The organism is Fervidobacterium sp. (genome assembly GCF_059913585.1).
In genome coordinates, this window is record NZ_DBOLZL010000023.1 from 30004 (window position 1) to 44160 (window position 14157).

At 39.9% G+C, this 14157-nt stretch carries 15 protein-coding genes, 4 tRNA genes and 1 other RNA gene; 7 read left to right on the forward strand and 13 right to left on the reverse strand.

Features of this window, described 5'->3' with window-relative positions; genetic code table 11:
- Positions 1-100 precede the first annotated feature (100 nt).
- From AC3M61_RS08615 to AC3M61_RS08650, 8 genes are all read right to left on the reverse strand, one after another.
- The gene (locus tag AC3M61_RS08615; protein WP_500780468.1) at positions 101-343 is read right to left on the reverse strand and encodes a glutaredoxin family protein; all 243 of its coding nucleotides are present in this window, start codon (positions 341-343) and stop codon (positions 101-103) included.
- Between the two features lie 30 nt (positions 344-373).
- Complete coding sequence (gene trxB / locus AC3M61_RS08620) at positions 374-1330, reverse strand: thioredoxin-disulfide reductase (RefSeq protein WP_500780469.1); 957 nt, start codon at positions 1328-1330, stop codon at positions 374-376.
- 120 nt (positions 1331-1450) lie between these two features.
- Positions 1451-2101, reverse strand: coding sequence for a protein disulfide oxidoreductase (pdo, locus tag AC3M61_RS08625; RefSeq protein WP_500780470.1), 651 nt, complete (start codon positions 2099-2101; stop codon positions 1451-1453).
- Positions 2102-2235: 134 nt separating this feature from the next.
- Positions 2236-2997: an alpha/beta hydrolase gene (locus AC3M61_RS08630; protein ID WP_500780471.1), complete on the reverse strand. Its 762-nt coding sequence runs from the start codon at positions 2995-2997 to the stop codon at positions 2236-2238.
- Positions 2998-3064: 67 nt separating this feature from the next.
- Positions 3065-3874, reverse strand: a complete 810-nt coding sequence (locus AC3M61_RS08635; RefSeq protein WP_500780472.1) for a metal ABC transporter permease — start codon at positions 3872-3874, stop codon at positions 3065-3067.
- A gap of 11 nt (positions 3875-3885) precedes the next feature.
- Entirely contained in the window at positions 3886-4647 is a 762-nt protein-coding gene (locus AC3M61_RS08640) for a metal ABC transporter ATP-binding protein (protein ID WP_500780473.1), read from the reverse strand.
- The gene (locus tag AC3M61_RS08645; RefSeq protein WP_500780474.1) at positions 4637-5485 is read right to left on the reverse strand and encodes a metal ABC transporter substrate-binding protein; all 849 of its coding nucleotides are present in this window, start codon (positions 5483-5485) and stop codon (positions 4637-4639) included. The genes AC3M61_RS08640 and AC3M61_RS08645 overlap by 11 nt, the downstream gene beginning before the upstream one ends.
- Before the next feature lie 43 nt (positions 5486-5528).
- Entirely contained in the window at positions 5529-5897 is a 369-nt protein-coding gene (locus tag AC3M61_RS08650) for a Fur family transcriptional regulator (protein WP_500780475.1), read from the reverse strand.
- A 263-nt stretch (positions 5898-6160) separates the two neighbouring features.
- On the opposite strand from AC3M61_RS08650, the gene AC3M61_RS08655 reads away from it, so the two are divergent.
- From AC3M61_RS08655 to ssrA, 5 genes are all read left to right on the forward strand, one after another.
- Positions 6161-6236 (forward strand) — tRNA-Lys (locus tag AC3M61_RS08655).
- Positions 6237-6245: 9 nt separating this feature from the next.
- Positions 6246-6335, forward strand: a tRNA-Leu gene (locus AC3M61_RS08660).
- Positions 6336-6350: 15 nt separating this feature from the next.
- Positions 6351-6425, forward strand: a tRNA-Gly gene (locus AC3M61_RS08665).
- A 156-nt stretch (positions 6426-6581) separates the two neighbouring features.
- A tRNA-Leu gene (locus AC3M61_RS08670) sits at positions 6582-6669 on the forward strand.
- Positions 6670-6795: 126 nt separating this feature from the next.
- Positions 6796-7155, forward strand: a transfer-messenger RNA (tmRNA) gene (ssrA, locus tag AC3M61_RS08675).
- A gap of 82 nt (positions 7156-7237) precedes the next feature.
- Here the strand turns inward: ssrA and AC3M61_RS08680 are convergent.
- The gene (locus tag AC3M61_RS08680) at positions 7238-8167 is read right to left on the reverse strand and encodes an aldo/keto reductase (RefSeq protein WP_500780687.1); all 930 of its coding nucleotides are present in this window, start codon (positions 8165-8167) and stop codon (positions 7238-7240) included.
- Between the two features lie 173 nt (positions 8168-8340).
- On the opposite strand from AC3M61_RS08680, the gene AC3M61_RS08685 reads away from it, so the two are divergent.
- Both AC3M61_RS08685 and AC3M61_RS08690 read left to right on the forward strand, forming a co-directional pair.
- Complete coding sequence (locus AC3M61_RS08685) at positions 8341-9285, forward strand: radical SAM/SPASM domain-containing protein (RefSeq protein WP_500780476.1); 945 nt, start codon at positions 8341-8343, stop codon at positions 9283-9285.
- Between the two features lie 38 nt (positions 9286-9323).
- Entirely contained in the window at positions 9324-10943 is a 1620-nt protein-coding gene (locus AC3M61_RS08690) for a ClC family H(+)/Cl(-) exchange transporter (RefSeq protein ID WP_500780477.1), read from the forward strand.
- Positions 10944-11005: 62 nt separating this feature from the next.
- Here the strand turns inward: AC3M61_RS08690 and AC3M61_RS08695 are convergent, their stop codons facing one another.
- Genes AC3M61_RS08695 through AC3M61_RS08710 form a run of 4 tightly spaced genes read right to left on the reverse strand, consistent with a single transcriptional unit; the run spans position 11006 to position 14094 of the window.
- Entirely contained in the window at positions 11006-11980 is a 975-nt protein-coding gene (locus tag AC3M61_RS08695; RefSeq protein ID WP_500780478.1) for a thiamine pyrophosphate-dependent enzyme, read from the reverse strand.
- Between the two features lie 13 nt (positions 11981-11993).
- Complete coding sequence (gene porA / locus AC3M61_RS08700) at positions 11994-13163, reverse strand: pyruvate synthase subunit PorA (RefSeq protein ID WP_500780479.1); 1170 nt, start codon at positions 13161-13163, stop codon at positions 11994-11996.
- A gap of 12 nt (positions 13164-13175) precedes the next feature.
- Complete coding sequence (locus AC3M61_RS08705; RefSeq protein WP_064012302.1) at positions 13176-13526, reverse strand: 4Fe-4S binding protein; 351 nt, start codon at positions 13524-13526, stop codon at positions 13176-13178.
- The gene (locus tag AC3M61_RS08710; RefSeq protein ID WP_500780480.1) at positions 13519-14094 is read right to left on the reverse strand and encodes a 2-oxoacid:acceptor oxidoreductase subunit gamma family protein; all 576 of its coding nucleotides are present in this window, start codon (positions 14092-14094) and stop codon (positions 13519-13521) included. Before AC3M61_RS08710 ends, AC3M61_RS08705 begins: the two co-directional genes overlap by 8 nt.
- Positions 14095-14157: the final 63 nt, after the last annotated feature.

Genomic DNA, 14157 nt, shown 5'->3' on the forward strand with positions numbered 1-14157 from the left:
CTGAATTTCATTCAATCAACCTCCCCTTTATAAAGAAAAACTACTTGAAGAAAAAGAGTATAGGGAAGGCTATTAGTAGCCTTCCCTACATTTTTAACTCTTAGCTTATTCCAAGTATTCTATCAATTCTTGCTTTATCAAAACCAACGATTATCTGGTTGCCTATTTCTATAACTGGAACACCCATCTGTCCAGATTTTCTTATCATTTCTTCTGCACCTTTTCTATCTTTGGAAACATCCACTTCGGTGAATGGAATACCAAGTTGCTTAAAGTATTCTTTTGCTCTTCTGCACCATGGACAAGTTGGTGTTGTATAAATCTTTACCTTGACATGTGCCATAATTTCACCTCCCAAGATTTATTTTTTAAATTAGAAGTATTTCTTCGCAGCATGTTCGACAGCTATTGCACCGTCTGCTGCTGCAGTAACTATCTGTCTTAGGTTTTTGACCCTGATATCGCCAACTGCGTAGATACCTGGAACGTTTGTTTCCATGTTCTCATCTGTAATTATGTAACCGTAATCATTCATATTAACAAGACCTTTGAATATTTGGGTTTGTGGGACAAGTCCGACGTAGATAAAAACTCCGTCAGCTTTTATAACCTGTTCCTCTTTTGTGTCATTATTTACAATAACGACTTCTTCAACTTTGTTTGTACCTCTGATTTCCTTCACAATATGGTTTGTTATTACCTTAATCTTTGGATTGTTCAAAACTCTATCCTGCAATACCTTTGCCGCTGTCAGGTATGGCAAGTTCTGTACCATTGTAATGCTCTTTACAATCTTTGATAGAAAATGCGATTCATCACATGCACTGTCTCCACCGCCGACTACAACAACATCTTTATCTTTGAACAAGTAACCGTCACAAGCGGCACAGTAAGTAACTCCTCTACCTCTGAATTCCGCTTCACCAGGAACTCCGAGTTTCCTTGGTTCAGTACCTGTTGCCAAAATAACGACTCGCCCTTTTACTTTGTTACCATCGTCGAGTTCTACAATTTTGTAATCTCCATCCACGTAAATTTTCTGTGCGAATGCGTAATGGAATTCCGCTCCAAAATGCTTTGCATGTTCTGCGAATTTTTGACCTAACGCTTGACCTTCGATACTTATCTCACCGGGCCAGTTTTCCACAATATGAGTTTGAGTAACAGCTCCGCCTTCAACAGCTTTTTCTATGACAAGCGCAGTTAAACCTGCTCTCCTTGCGTATATAGCAGCTGTGAGACCTGCAGGACCTCCACCTATTATGACAACATCATAGTAATCTTTTAAATTCGAGCCAAAACTACCAACTTCGAACTCAAATCCACTCATCCTAATCCCTCCTCTTGAATACTCTTTTGCTGTAGCATTGCTTTCTAAAAATTCAGGGCACAAGTGCTTGTGCCCTGAACGGTTTAACTACTTTAAAGCGTCTCTTTTTCCTAATCTTAATTAATCTGCCAAATCGAGAACTTGCTGCAAGAATTGTGGTTCTGGATAAGCACCTATAAAGAACTTGTCCGGATTTCTGTTGATTGCTATGTGAGGAACCGAAGAAACACCAAACTGTTCGCTTAAATCAAAGAATTCATTTGCTTCAATAACCTCGGCTGTTACCATGTCGCTTGCAAGAGCCATGTTGTGCGCTGTGAGTGCTGCTCTTGGACAGTATGGACATGTTGGTGTAACAAATACACTTATTTTCACGGGTTTGTCGAGTGATTGAAGCTTCGCAACCGTTTCCGGTGAAAGCTGCGGTTTTGCGCCATTTCCAAAAGTGATTATGTCTTGAATAAGTGTTCCAAACTCGTGCCCAGATGGAATCCCGTAGAATCTGACTCCTCTATCTTTTCCATCCTCGAGCGTGAGAATCAACGCAGGTGCGAACTCTACGTTATATTCCTTACCCTTTTCACTGTCCTTGTGATACTTTTCAACAATGATTTTATCGGAAAGTTCCTGCACCTCGTCAAGCAACTGACTCTCTAAATCACAGTATTCACAGTCTTCTCCATGAAAGAAAATCAGCTTCACGTTGTTTTTAAGTTCTTTTGCAAACAAATCCTGTAAGTACTTCCTATCCTTTTCTTGTAATAATCCCATATAACACACCTCCAGTTTCGTTTTTACACCATTATTATACCCCATAGTCTCTCAATTAGGGTTAACTAATTGTAAAAAATAGACTAAATTTGTCTATTTTTCTCTTATCACAACAAACCAACGATTCCCACCAATCATTTGTCTAAAAACCATTCAATTACTGCTTTAGTAACATCTTCTTTTTCCACATCGTTACTAAGCACGTGCCCGGATTTCTCAAAAACCAACATTTTTCGCTTCTCAGAACTAATGTTTTTATATATGAACTCAGCTGCTGAAAGAGGGACTGTGTTATCGTTTCTTGCTGCAACGACAAGAGTATCACTTGTTATCGTAGGAACCTTCTTTCTTGCTTCCTTCATAAGTTTGTACAATTCTGCCGCTTGTTTAGGCCAGTTGTATGACCAGTATTCACTCTTGAGATACTGCAAATCTGGGTCATCGTACTGCTCATCATTTTGTCTGACCATCTTCTTTTTGAAAAGTGCCAGCAACGGGGTCAAAGCTATTCGTTTGTCAAACACGTGCGTCGCTGCCGCGAGTGTTACCAACTTTTTCGGTTTCAAATCAGCTGCCATGATAAGTGCTATAACACCACCCATTGAAAGGCCCAATATATAAACTTCTTTACAGATGCCTTGGAGGTCATAGTAGGCATCATATGCTCTTCTCAGCCAGTCGTGACGCGTTGTAGTTAAAAAGTCCTCTCCACATGTTCCATGCCCCGGTAGTCGTGGGACCGAAACCGTGAAACCTGCTTTGCTTAATTCGTTTGCCATGTATTCAAAATCATGTGGTGAACCAGTAAAACCATGAACCAAGAGAACTCCCATGTCTCCTCCACGCAAGAATATTGGTAAAGACCTCTTCACTGTCCGACAATTCACAAACTGCATAGCTATCCCCCTGTTCTTTAAAATTCGCTGCTAACTTTACTAATTATACCATACACTAGTATGTCCTTTACTTTTTCCTTGTAAACAGCGTAGAACCAATGAACCCAGTGAATAAGAAAAGCACAATCGTTGGACCTGGGGGTAAATCAAAATAATAGGCAGTTAAAAAACCAAAGAAAGAAAACACGAAGTTGAATACTAGAGACTGAACTATTGCCGAAAGAAGCGATTTTGCACGTCCCTTAGAAAAAGCTCCAGGAAGGACCAAAAAAGCACCCATAACAATTACGCCTGCAAGTTTTAAAGCGGATACCACAACCGTTGAAACAAGCACGAGCACTAAGAGTCTAATTATGTGCGTTTTTACACCATAAAATTTTGCCATTGTTTCGTCGGCAAGCCAGTAAGAAATTTCGTAATGTTTCAAGCTTAGCACAGCTATAGTAAGCGCAAGAACAAAAACCACAAAATATATATCATACTTAGAAATAAGTAAGATATTTCCAAATAGATAAGACGTTACATCCACTGTGTAACGAGGGGATTTAGAAAAGAGTATAACACCAATGGACATGAATACAGGTAATAGCATCCCTATGGCTGTGCTTTCTGCAATCTTTGAGTCTTTACTTAAAACATATACAAGGTATGCGAAAAACAATGTTGCCAGGACTGAACCAAGCAAAACGTTAAAATTAAATATAACAGCAAACGCCACACCGGCAAATATTGCATGCGCCAGCCCATCGCCTATAAACTCCAACCTTTTGTAGACAATAACGGGAGAAACCATACCTGTCACAAACGAGATTAACACATTTGCAATCAACGCATTTCTCAAGAATTCGTAGTTCATCAAGTCAGTAATGAAAGTCATCGTATCACACCCTATTTCTCTTCTTTCAGATTTGACAAATCAGAATTCTCTTGCACGTGTTCTACTTCATAGTGCGAATGAGCTCTAATCCAGATGTCAAACTCACCGAAGAGCTTCTTAACATCCTCTGGTTTAATCTCTCTTGTTGGCCCGTGACAGTGCAATGTTTTATTGAGGCACATCACCGTTTTGCATTTTTCGAAAACCATTCCAATATCGTGACTCACCATTAATATCGTAATACCCAGGTCCTCATTTAACTCATAGAGAAGCTCATAAAAACGTGCCTTTCCCATTTCGTCCACACCAGATTCTGGCTCGTCAAGTATCACAATATCAGGTTTGCCCACAATTGCTCTTGCTAAGGACGCCCTTTGATACTGACCACCGGAGAGCGTTCCAACAAGCCTTTTTCCAAACCCTTCGAGCCCCACCTTGGTCAACACTTTATCAACAATCGCTTTCCAATTTTTCTCTTTCCTAACAGGTAACCTTACAAAATCATAGACACTGATTGGAAACTCTCGGTTAAAAGAAGAAAGCTGAGGGACATACCCTACTTTTCCCCTCAATACAACTTCTCCTTCGTAGGGTATCATCCCAAGAATAGACCTAATAAGCGTAGACTTTCCGGCGCCATTGGGTCCAATTATTCCCACAAAATCTTTTTTGTAGACTTTGAAGTTTATATCCTTTAAAACCTCTATCTCACCAAACTTAACAGAAAGATTCTTTACAATTACCACAGGTTCGTCATTTAAACTACTTGCCATAAACTGCCTCCTTGATTGAGTTATAGGCATTCTCAAACAGCTCAGTTATCGTTTTTGCTTTGCTTCCAAGTGGGTCAAGAATCTTGTATTGCCTTTTCAATTCATTTGAAACAACTTTTATTGACTCAGTTTTGAACTGAGGACCTACGAATACTCCTATCAAATTACTCCTCTTCGCCTGCTCAATTATATTCTTTAAATGTCGTGCTGAAGGTTCTTTCCCATGTCCTTCTTGCAAAGCGAGAACTTGTATACCATATTTTTTAAACAAGTATACGTAAGATGGGTGCTCTAAGATAACAATTGAACCTTTCTTGTCCTTGAGAAGCTGATCGAATTTTTTTGATACTTCTTTTAGTGAGTCTATAATCACGCTTGCATTTTTATCGTAAACCTTTGCGTTTTGTTTATCCATTCTCACTAAATCATCCCTTATCGCAGGAATGATATAATTGGTCAAAAAATCAATAGAGAGCCATACATGTGGATTGTAAGTACCTTCTTCATGCTCATGTTCTTCTTCCAACTCGACCAAATACTTTGATGGTATCTTTTCACCAACAAAAAGCACTTTTTTATAATTCTTTAAATACGCATTATCAAGCCCCAGCCCATTTGCAACAATTAAGTCAGCATTCGAGAGTGCTTTGACATCACTAATAGTCGGATTAAAAGTATGTGGATCACTCCCCGGTTTTATAAGCACACTTACGGTTGCTTTCTCACCTACAATCTGTTTAACTATAAGATAATACGGATTGATAGTAGTAACAATATTCAGTGCAAACACCCATGTGATGAATAAGGAAACAAAACTTACAGCTAACACTTTCTTCATACTAACACCTCCACTTCATATTTTCTTTTTCCATGATTATGAGTTATGCTTCTTTCTTATAGCATTCCTCGCACAATCCACTAAACAAAACGAAATGTTCCTGGATTTTGAATTTGAAATGCTCCGAGAGATAATTTTCATACTCATGCATGTGGCATTCGTCAATCGGAAACAGCCTTCCACATTCTACACATCTGAAAAAGTGTCTATGAACAGAGGATGAGTAATAGTATGTGTAATCATCAAGCGAAAAACGTTTAAGATAGCCATTCTGGTATAAATACTCGAGCGCTCGATACACTGTTGTCAAGCTCATGTTCTTCAGACGCTCACCAACCTCGTAGGCTGTCAAAGGAACGGAAGAATTTATTATTTCTTTGTACACCTGCTCTCGGTTCTTGGTCATTCGCATCTTTAATACCCCCTGTCAATACTGAAGACATTTAAACTTTTGCAAATGATTTTCATTTTCACTTCAAATATATCACAGACCTTAGATATGTCAACTCTATTTTTCCAAGTCACACACGACTCAACACAATTAATGCTTTACGACACATAAAACAAAACCTCCTGCTGAACATTTTCAAAAAAATTCTCTTAGACTACTTGACACTTAAAAACCCTTGTGGTATTATGTTTATCGGCACGTCAAGCCAACGCTGCCGAAGAGGTGACCTGGTAGCTCAGCAGGTAGAGCACCTGACTTTTAATCAGGGGGTCGCGGGTTCGAATCCCGCCCGGGTCACCAGAGAGAGGTGCGAGAGTGGCGGAATTGGCAGACGCGCTGGACTTAGAATCCAGTGGGACTGATAATCCCGTGAGGGTTCAAATCCCTCCTCTCGCACCAGGGAAAGGTTATCGAGCGGGTGTAGCTCAGCGGTAGAGCACTTGCTTGCCAAGCAAGGGGTCGCGGGTTCGAAACCCGTCACCCGCTCCAGAAAGCGATAGGTGCGAGCGCACACGCGCTCGTTTTTTATCGAAGAAAGTTGATGTCTGATGGTTCGACTTGTAAGTAAAAAAAACAAGAAGAGTTCTTGACGAAAGTTGGCTTGTGTGGTATAATATATAGCGAAAATAACAAAGAAAAGTTTATGCCGAGGTGGCGGAATTGGCAGACGCACATGGTTGAGGGCCATGCGGTCATTGGGACCGTGCGGGTTCAAATCCCGCCCTCGGCACCAAAAGATGATGAAAGCGCCCTTTAAAGGGCGTTGTTTTTTCGATAGTGCAAATCAAATACCTTTGAACGAAATTGAAACAAGGTAAGTCTAAATATATGGAAAATAAAGGATTGTTTTAAAAACAAAGGGGGCGAACGGTCTCGACGGGGGTAAGCCCTCTTTGGAAGCGAGCCGAGGTTGCCTGCCGTCCTCGTAAAAAAACGGCAGGGAAAAGATAAGTGCCAACGAATACGTTCCTCTCGCTGCCTAATTAACAGGTAGCCGTCCGCTACGAGGTCTGGCCAGCGCCTCGTAGTTGGGCGTGACCCAGCTGGCCAGGTAGCTCAGATGCGCCTCACGTCTGATGCTACCTTACCCAGTGAGGCTGGTCAGTCAGTAGCCTGTCTGTGGGCGACTGACTGACGAGAATCAAAACACAGACTGCGCTCGGAGATGCCAAAGAGGGTTTACTTTCGGACGCGGGTTCGATTCCCGCCGCCTCCACCAGATGTGAATATATTTAATATACAAAATACAAAAAAAGCCCTGAGAAAAATCAGGGCTTTTTTAAATAAATTTAGAAATTTCTTTACCACGGTAAGTTAAGTGGTTTGATTTCCTCTTCGTATAATATTTCTAGTTCCCGTTTCAATTCATTGCTTAGCTTAAATTCAGAAGCTTTGATATTTGTATCAAGCTGTTGAATATTTTTAACACCGGTTATAACCGTTGTCACTGCATCGAAACTTAGGATAAACCCAATAGCGTATTTAACTAAATCCTCATCTTTGACAATAGCTTTGATTTTTTCAACTATCATTGCCTTTTTTAAAATGACATCTTGACTCCAACGTGCACGTATAACTTCGAATTTACTATTTGAATTGTATTTACCTGTCAACCAACCTGAATCCAAAGGCACTTTGACTGCTAAGAGAATTCCTCTTTCCTTCACTTTGTCAAAGAGATATTTCGGTGATTGGTGAATTATATTGAAAAGAATTTCAATAACATCAACATCCCAGTTGTTCAGAACTAATTCAAGTTCTTCAAGAGTGTCTATGCTTACTCCGTAGCCGCGTATTTTTCCCATGCGTTTAATCCTTTGAAATTCTTCTTCATGCTTTGTTTTGCCTTCCAGAATTTCTCGAGGTGGATTGTGAAGAATCACACTATCGATGTACGTTGTTTGGAGCCTTTCCAAACTCTCGTTTATCGACCTTTCTATCGCCTCTTCACTAAAATCTGTTTCACCCAAGTGGTTGTGACCGAATTTTGTGTTGATAAAAACATTTTCCCGAACATCCTTTAAAGCTTCACCGATGATTCTTTCGCTTAAACCATTGGAATAACCTGGAGCTGTGTCAAAGAAGTTGATACCTCTTTCATGTGCTGTCCTTACAAGTTCTACGCCTTCTTCGTAGGTCATAAACCCCCAAAGGGGATTAGCTAACTGCCAGCCACCAAATCCTATTTCGCTTATATAAACATCAAAACTTCTTACGTATCTTTTGTTTATAACCTAACGCCTCCTGCAATGTTGAACTTGCTACTACTTTAAACTATATTATAGTATCGCTATATCAACTCCCTGTCAATGAATTGTAATCGTAATTAGCTTGTTGAAAATTGTCTGATTTGCTAAAATGTGATTTAGAAAGTCAATAAAATCTTTCCGAAAGGGGGCTCTATATGACTCGAGAAAGACCACATAATATTGAGTTCGAGATTACAACAGCTTGTAATTATCAATGTATCCACTGCTATTGTAACGCTGGTCCAAAGTCAAAGAATGAACTTTCAACTGAGCAAGTGAAGAGCGCTATAGACCAGCTTGTTGAAACCAACGCAGAGTTACTTGACATTGTTGGTGGGGAACCACTTGTTCGTTCGGATATCTACGAAATACTTTCGTATGGTTATAAAAAAGGGTTGCAAATGATGATGAACACCAACGCCTCGCTTGTAACAAAAGAAGTAGCAAGAAAGCTTAAGCAGGCTTGCCCAAACTTGCTAATTGGCGTCTCACTCGATGGTCCAATCCCGGAAATCCATGAAAAGATTCGCGGAAAGGGAACTTTTGATAAAACGATGAATGGGATGCTAAATTTGCTCAACGAAGGTTTTGATGTTACTATTCTCTTCGTTGTGAATGCCTTGAACTATAAATACATAGATGATATGCTTAGACTTGCTGAAAGATTGGGAACACACTTATACGTCGACCGTTTCGTTCCTGTAGGAAGAGGACTTTTGCACAAAGACTTATTGATGCCAACAAAGGAACAAATTCAATATGTTGCCAAAAAGCTGGAAGAATACAATGGAGGTGTACAGTTATTTATCGAAGAGAATATCTTCGGTGGAGAGTGTACTGCAGGAAAAACACATGCATCTATCTTAGTTGACGGAACCGTTGTTCCGTGCGGCCATTTCAGATACAGCCCAGAATTCTATATGGGGAACATAAATGAAAAACCATTTAAGGAAATTTGGTACAACTATGATCCTCAATACATAGTCCCAAAACAGTGCTCATCCTGTTCATTTTACAAGACAAGTTGTGAGGCGGGTTGTTTTGCATATTCGCACTTAATATATCAAAGCAGTGACTTGCTTGTCTGCAAAGTATTGTGAACATACATTATCCCAAATTCAACGGGTGGTTAGAACCTATGGATAACCAAACTAAAGAACCAAAATCTCACAGAGAATCCATAACAGAAATGTTTCTTGGAATTAGCTCCATGAAAAACAAGCTTGTTCTTAAAGGAGCGTTTGTTGGATTTCTTAGCGGGCTGGTTGTAATATCTTACAGAATAGGAATACATAATGCAGATATTTTGCGAGAAAATATCCGCAAACTGGTGTTAAATGAACCAAAGTTTTTGATTTTACTCTTTGGAATGGTTTTTATTAACTCCTTAGTCATCACTAAGCTTGTAAAATCAGAACCAATGAGTAGCGGTAGTGGTATCCCACAGATAAGGGGAAAAATACTAAGACAGTTTGATTACAATCCATTTAGCGTTCTTTTCAAAAAGTTTGTAGGTGGAATCTTAGCTATAGTGAATGGTTTTTCATTAGGTAGAGAGGGTCCCTCTATACAATTAGGTGGAACTATTGGAATGGCGGTTAGCAAACTATGGAAAGCAAACAAAATAGAAGAAAAGTATTTAATCACTGCAGGTGCAAGTGCAGGATTGGCTGCCGCTTTCAACGCACCGTTAGCAGGTGTGGTGTTTGCACTAGAAGAATTACATAAGAGCTTTTCTTCATCTGTTTTAATAGTTTCTATGGTTGCTGCAATTATTGCCGATTTTGTTTCAAAAACTGTATTTGGATTAAATCCCGCTCTTTCATTTACGTTGATCCAACCAATTGAGCTTAGACACTACTTGTTATTACTGTTACTCGGCGTGTTGGCAGGGATATTCGGAGTGATTTTCAGTCGAGCACTTCTTAAAATTTCCAGCTTGCTTGATAATATTAAATTGAAAGTGTTCCTTGTTTCACTGTTATGTATTTTCCTGCTTTTTTGGTTTCCGGAAGTATTAGGTGGTGGGCATGAACTCATTTTAGAAATATATTATGAAAGAAAAACAATAGGAATGTTATTAGTTCTATTGATTTTTAAATTCCTACTTACAGTACTAAGTTATGCTACATCTGCACCAGGTGGTATTTTTCTTCCAATGTTGGCAATTGGGGCACTTCTTGGAGATGTGGTTTATAACACGTTAACTGCTATTTCACCGCTACCGGGGTATAAAGCGAATTTTATAGTCCTTGGTATGGTTGGATATTTTACTTCAGTTGTAAGAGCACCTATTACGGGTATAGTGTTAATAACGGAGATGGTTGGCTCTTTTAACCACATTTTGGAGCTGTCTGTTGTGGCATTTAGCTCGTACTTCACTGCTGAATTAATGCGTGAGGAACCAATATACGAATCGCTTTTAAAAAGAATGTTGGTGAAAAATGCAAGGCCAGAAAAACATGAAGAATCACCAGAACAAGATTACCATTACGACGAGAAAACTTTGATAGAAATCCCCGTAAACACAGGTTCTGAATTGGATGGTGTTATGATTAAAGATTTCCAATGGCCTAAAGGTTGTTTAGTAGTGTTAGTAAAGAGAGGGAGTGCAGAAATCATTCCTAACGGCAAACTAATACTGCAAGGTGGAGATATATTAACGGTTTTAACCTCTAAAAAACAGAGTGGAGAATGCAAAATGTATCTTATTTCAAAGGCGACAAGTCAAAAGCCTCTCGATAAAGCAAGTGAATAGAAGATTAATCAAAGTAACCTGATAAAAAGGCTCCGGAAAAACCGGAGCCTTTTTGATAATCGTTATCTAATTGGTTTGTCTTTAGTTGCTTCTTCTAATGCCAGGAGTCTTTCATACCTTCTATTTACGTATTCTTGGAGCTCATCTATTATCTCTTGCGCGTCTGGTCTTGAAAGAAGTGGTTTGAACCTTCCTTGAGATTTAATATATTCCGCCACTGGTTTTGGATTTGTGATTTTCTTTGTTACACGATACACTCCTCTTTCAACTTCGTAAAGTGGCCAGTAGAGTGTTTCTATTGCGAGTTTACTAACCTCGACAGATTTGTCATCTGCAACTCGCCAAAATCTTACACAAGGTGAGTAAGCTGCTATGAACGATGGTCCATCGAATTCAAGTGCTTTTTCTATTTTCTTCATAAAATCTATAGGTTCAGCAATGGAAACTGTCGCAACGTATACATTCTCGTGTGCTGCCATTATCTCGACAAGGTTCTTTTTAAGCTGTAGTTTTCCAGGAAGTTTCTTTCCAACAGGAGCTGTTGTTGTGTCTGAACCTGGAGGTGTTGCACCTGACCTTTGGTTACCAGTATTCATGTATCCTTCGTTGTCATAGACGATGTAAATAAATTTGTGGCCTCTTTCAACTGCTCCGGAGAGTGATTGCAATCCTATATCGTAAGTTCCACCGTCTCCACCGAATGCAAAGAATGCATATTTCTTATCTTTATCAATTTCACCCTTTTTAACAAGAGCTCTGTAAGCTGTTTCTACACCACTAATTGTTGCAGCAACGTTTTCAAACGCGTTGTGAATGTATGGAACATTCCAAGATGTGTAAGGATAAATGGTTGTAGAAACTTCCAAACAACCAGTTGCAAGACCAACAATAGGTTCGTATCCTTTTGCGATAGCTGTCATAAGGGCAAATCTTACAACATTTGGGGCTGCACATCCTGGACACATTCTGTGACCTTGTGTTATTCCAGGATTTTTATCATGAAACATCTTAGCAAGTTCTATAGCATTTAGTGGCATCTATTACACCTCCTTATTCTCTTAATCCAAGGTATCTTTCTTCATCAGCTATTAAGTTGCCTTTGAAGGCATCTTCAAATGCCTGTCTGATGTGTTCTGGTGTTATGTCTCTTCCACCAAGACCGTAAACATAGCTACCAATCTGTGGTCTTACTGCAACTTCATAGAGCGCTGATTTTACTGCCTCGTAAAGTGGAGCCTCTGCACCGAAGGATGCAGACCTGTCAAGAACAACAACACCTTTTCTTGCATTAAGCACTCTCTGGAATTCGGATTTTACAAAAGGTCTGAAGACCCATGGCTTTACAAGACCTACTTTCTTACCTTCTGCCCTAAGTTCCTTTATTGTGTGTTTAATTGTTCCGGCTGTTGAGCCAAGGGCAACCATTATATATTCAGCGTCGTCTACCATGAATTCGTCAAGAAGGTCGTATTTTCTTCCAGAAATCTTTGCAAATTCTTCCGCAACTTCTTTGAATACTCTCGGAACGTGTTTCATTGCTTCTATCTGTTGTCTCTTGTGTTCAAAGTAATAGTCATAAAGGTCAAGTGGACCGTATGTTACTGGTTTGGATGTATCAAGTAATGGATACATTTTGATGGGTTTTCCAACGAAGTTTTTGACTACGTCATCATCAAGTGTTTCAACTACTTCAACACCGTGGGAGATTATGAATCCATCGAAATTGACCATAACAGGAAGTCTAACATCTGGATGTTCTGCTATTCTGTAAGCCATTATTGTAAAGTCGTATGCCTCCTGAGCATTTTCTGCCCAAAGTTGAATCCAGCCACTGTCTCTTTCTGCCATTGCATCACTGTGATCACAGTGGATGTTGATTGGACCAGAAAGTGCTCTGTTGGCAACTGCCATAACTATTGGAAGTCTCAAAGAGGCGGCAATAAATACGACTTCGTGCATAAGTGCTAGACCAACAGCAGCGGTTGCCGTGAATGCCCTTGCACCTGCAGCTGCTGCACCAACAACAGCACTCATCGCTGAGTGTTCACTTTCAACAGGAATCATTTCGGTATCAACAACACCATCAGCCACGTATTTGGCAAAATACTCGACAACGGGTGTCTGTGGCGTAATTGGATATGCAGCAACAACATCTGGATTTATTTGTTTCATTGCGTAAGCTATCGCTTCCGCACCTGTAATTGCTTGTTTTAAAGGCATTTTCGCACCTCCTTACTCTTCAGCAAATTCTGTTTCTGGTTTCATGACTATAGCTCTCTTGTCTTCTGGAGCAGGTTGTTTTGTCTTTGGATCTGTACTTTTTGGACAAACATTTGCACACAGGCCGCAACCTTTACAATAGTAGTAGTTGTAACCTCTCATCTTTGGTTTTCCATCAACAATTTCAACTACTATTGCCTGATCCGGACAATACAACCAGCATTGCATGCAGTGGATACAATTTTCTGGTTGGTAAACGGGTCTCATTACTCTCCAAGTTCCAGTTTTGTATTGTTTTGAATTTCCTGGTTCAACGATTAAACCACCAATTGGTATTTCCTTCCATCCCTTGAGTTCAGGCACTGCAGGTCACCTCCTCATATCCTCTGTGAAGTGCCCTAATGTTCTTTTGAACAACTTCCTCACCGAATTTTTTAAGGAACATGTCTCTAATCTTATCTTCTACATACTTTAGCTCAATAATACCTGTTACCTTCGCAATTGCACCAAGAACAACCGTGTTTGGTGTACCTCTTCCAAGCTCTTCAAGCGCGATATCCGTTGCTTTTACAACACAAATCTTTCCTTGGAATCCTGTCTTTTGCCTTATCCATTCGATAGGCTTAACCGTGTTCACTATAAGTATCGTTTCGGGGGTTGTTCCTGCTAATATATCTGGGTTTCCTAAAAGTGTGTCATCAATAACAACAACAAGGTTGGGCTTTTCAACGGAACAGTGTAGTAGGATAGGTTCGTCGGAAATTCTGTTGAAGGCTTTCATCGGAGCTCCTGTTCTTTCCGCACCGTATTCTGGGAATGCTTGAACGTATTTACCCATGTCAAGTGCGGCTTCTGCAAGCATTTGGGATGCACTTTTTGCACCCTGACCAGCTCTTCCATGCCACCTGATTTCGAATATCTTCTCCGGCACGTTCTTTACCTCCTTTCGAATTTGCGGGATTTTGGAACTTTTGTGAAGTGTGCTGTGATTTTG

Excerpts from the sequence above, each read along its gene's own strand:
- AC3M61_RS08630 (WP_500780471.1), bottom strand. The coding sequence starts at position 2,997 with ATGCAGTTTGTGAATTGTCGGACAGTGAAGAGGTCTTTACCAATATTC.
- trxB (WP_500780469.1), bottom strand. The coding sequence starts at position 1,330 with ATGAGTGGATTTGAGTTCGAAGTTGGTAGTTTTGGCTCGAATTTAAAA.
- AC3M61_RS08635 (WP_500780472.1), bottom strand. The coding sequence starts at position 3,874 with ATGACTTTCATTACTGACTTGATGAACTACGAATTCTTGAGAAATGCG.
- AC3M61_RS08640 (WP_500780473.1), bottom strand. The coding sequence starts at position 4,647 with ATGGCAAGTAGTTTAAATGACGAACCTGTGGTAATTGTAAAGAATCTT.
- AC3M61_RS08695 (WP_500780478.1), bottom strand. The coding sequence starts at position 11,980 with ATGCCACTAAATGCTATAGAACTTGCTAAGATGTTTCATGATAAAAAT.
- AC3M61_RS08690 (WP_500780477.1), top strand. The coding sequence starts at position 9,324 with ATGGATAACCAAACTAAAGAACCAAAATCTCACAGAGAATCCATAACA.
- pdo (WP_500780470.1), bottom strand. The coding sequence starts at position 2,101 with ATGGGATTATTACAAGAAAAGGATAGGAAGTACTTACAGGATTTGTTT.
- AC3M61_RS08650 (WP_500780475.1), bottom strand. The coding sequence starts at position 5,897 with ATGCGAATGACCAAGAACCGAGAGCAGGTGTACAAAGAAATAATAAAT.
- AC3M61_RS08615 (WP_500780468.1), bottom strand. The coding sequence starts at position 343 with ATGGCACATGTCAAGGTAAAGATTTATACAACACCAACTTGTCCATGG.
- AC3M61_RS08685 (WP_500780476.1), top strand. The coding sequence starts at position 8,341 with ATGACTCGAGAAAGACCACATAATATTGAGTTCGAGATTACAACAGCT.
- AC3M61_RS08645 (WP_500780474.1), bottom strand. The coding sequence starts at position 5,485 with ATGAAGAAAGTGTTAGCTGTAAGTTTTGTTTCCTTATTCATCACATGG.
- porA (WP_500780479.1), bottom strand. The coding sequence starts at position 13,163 with ATGCCTTTAAAACAAGCAATTACAGGTGCGGAAGCGATAGCTTACGCA.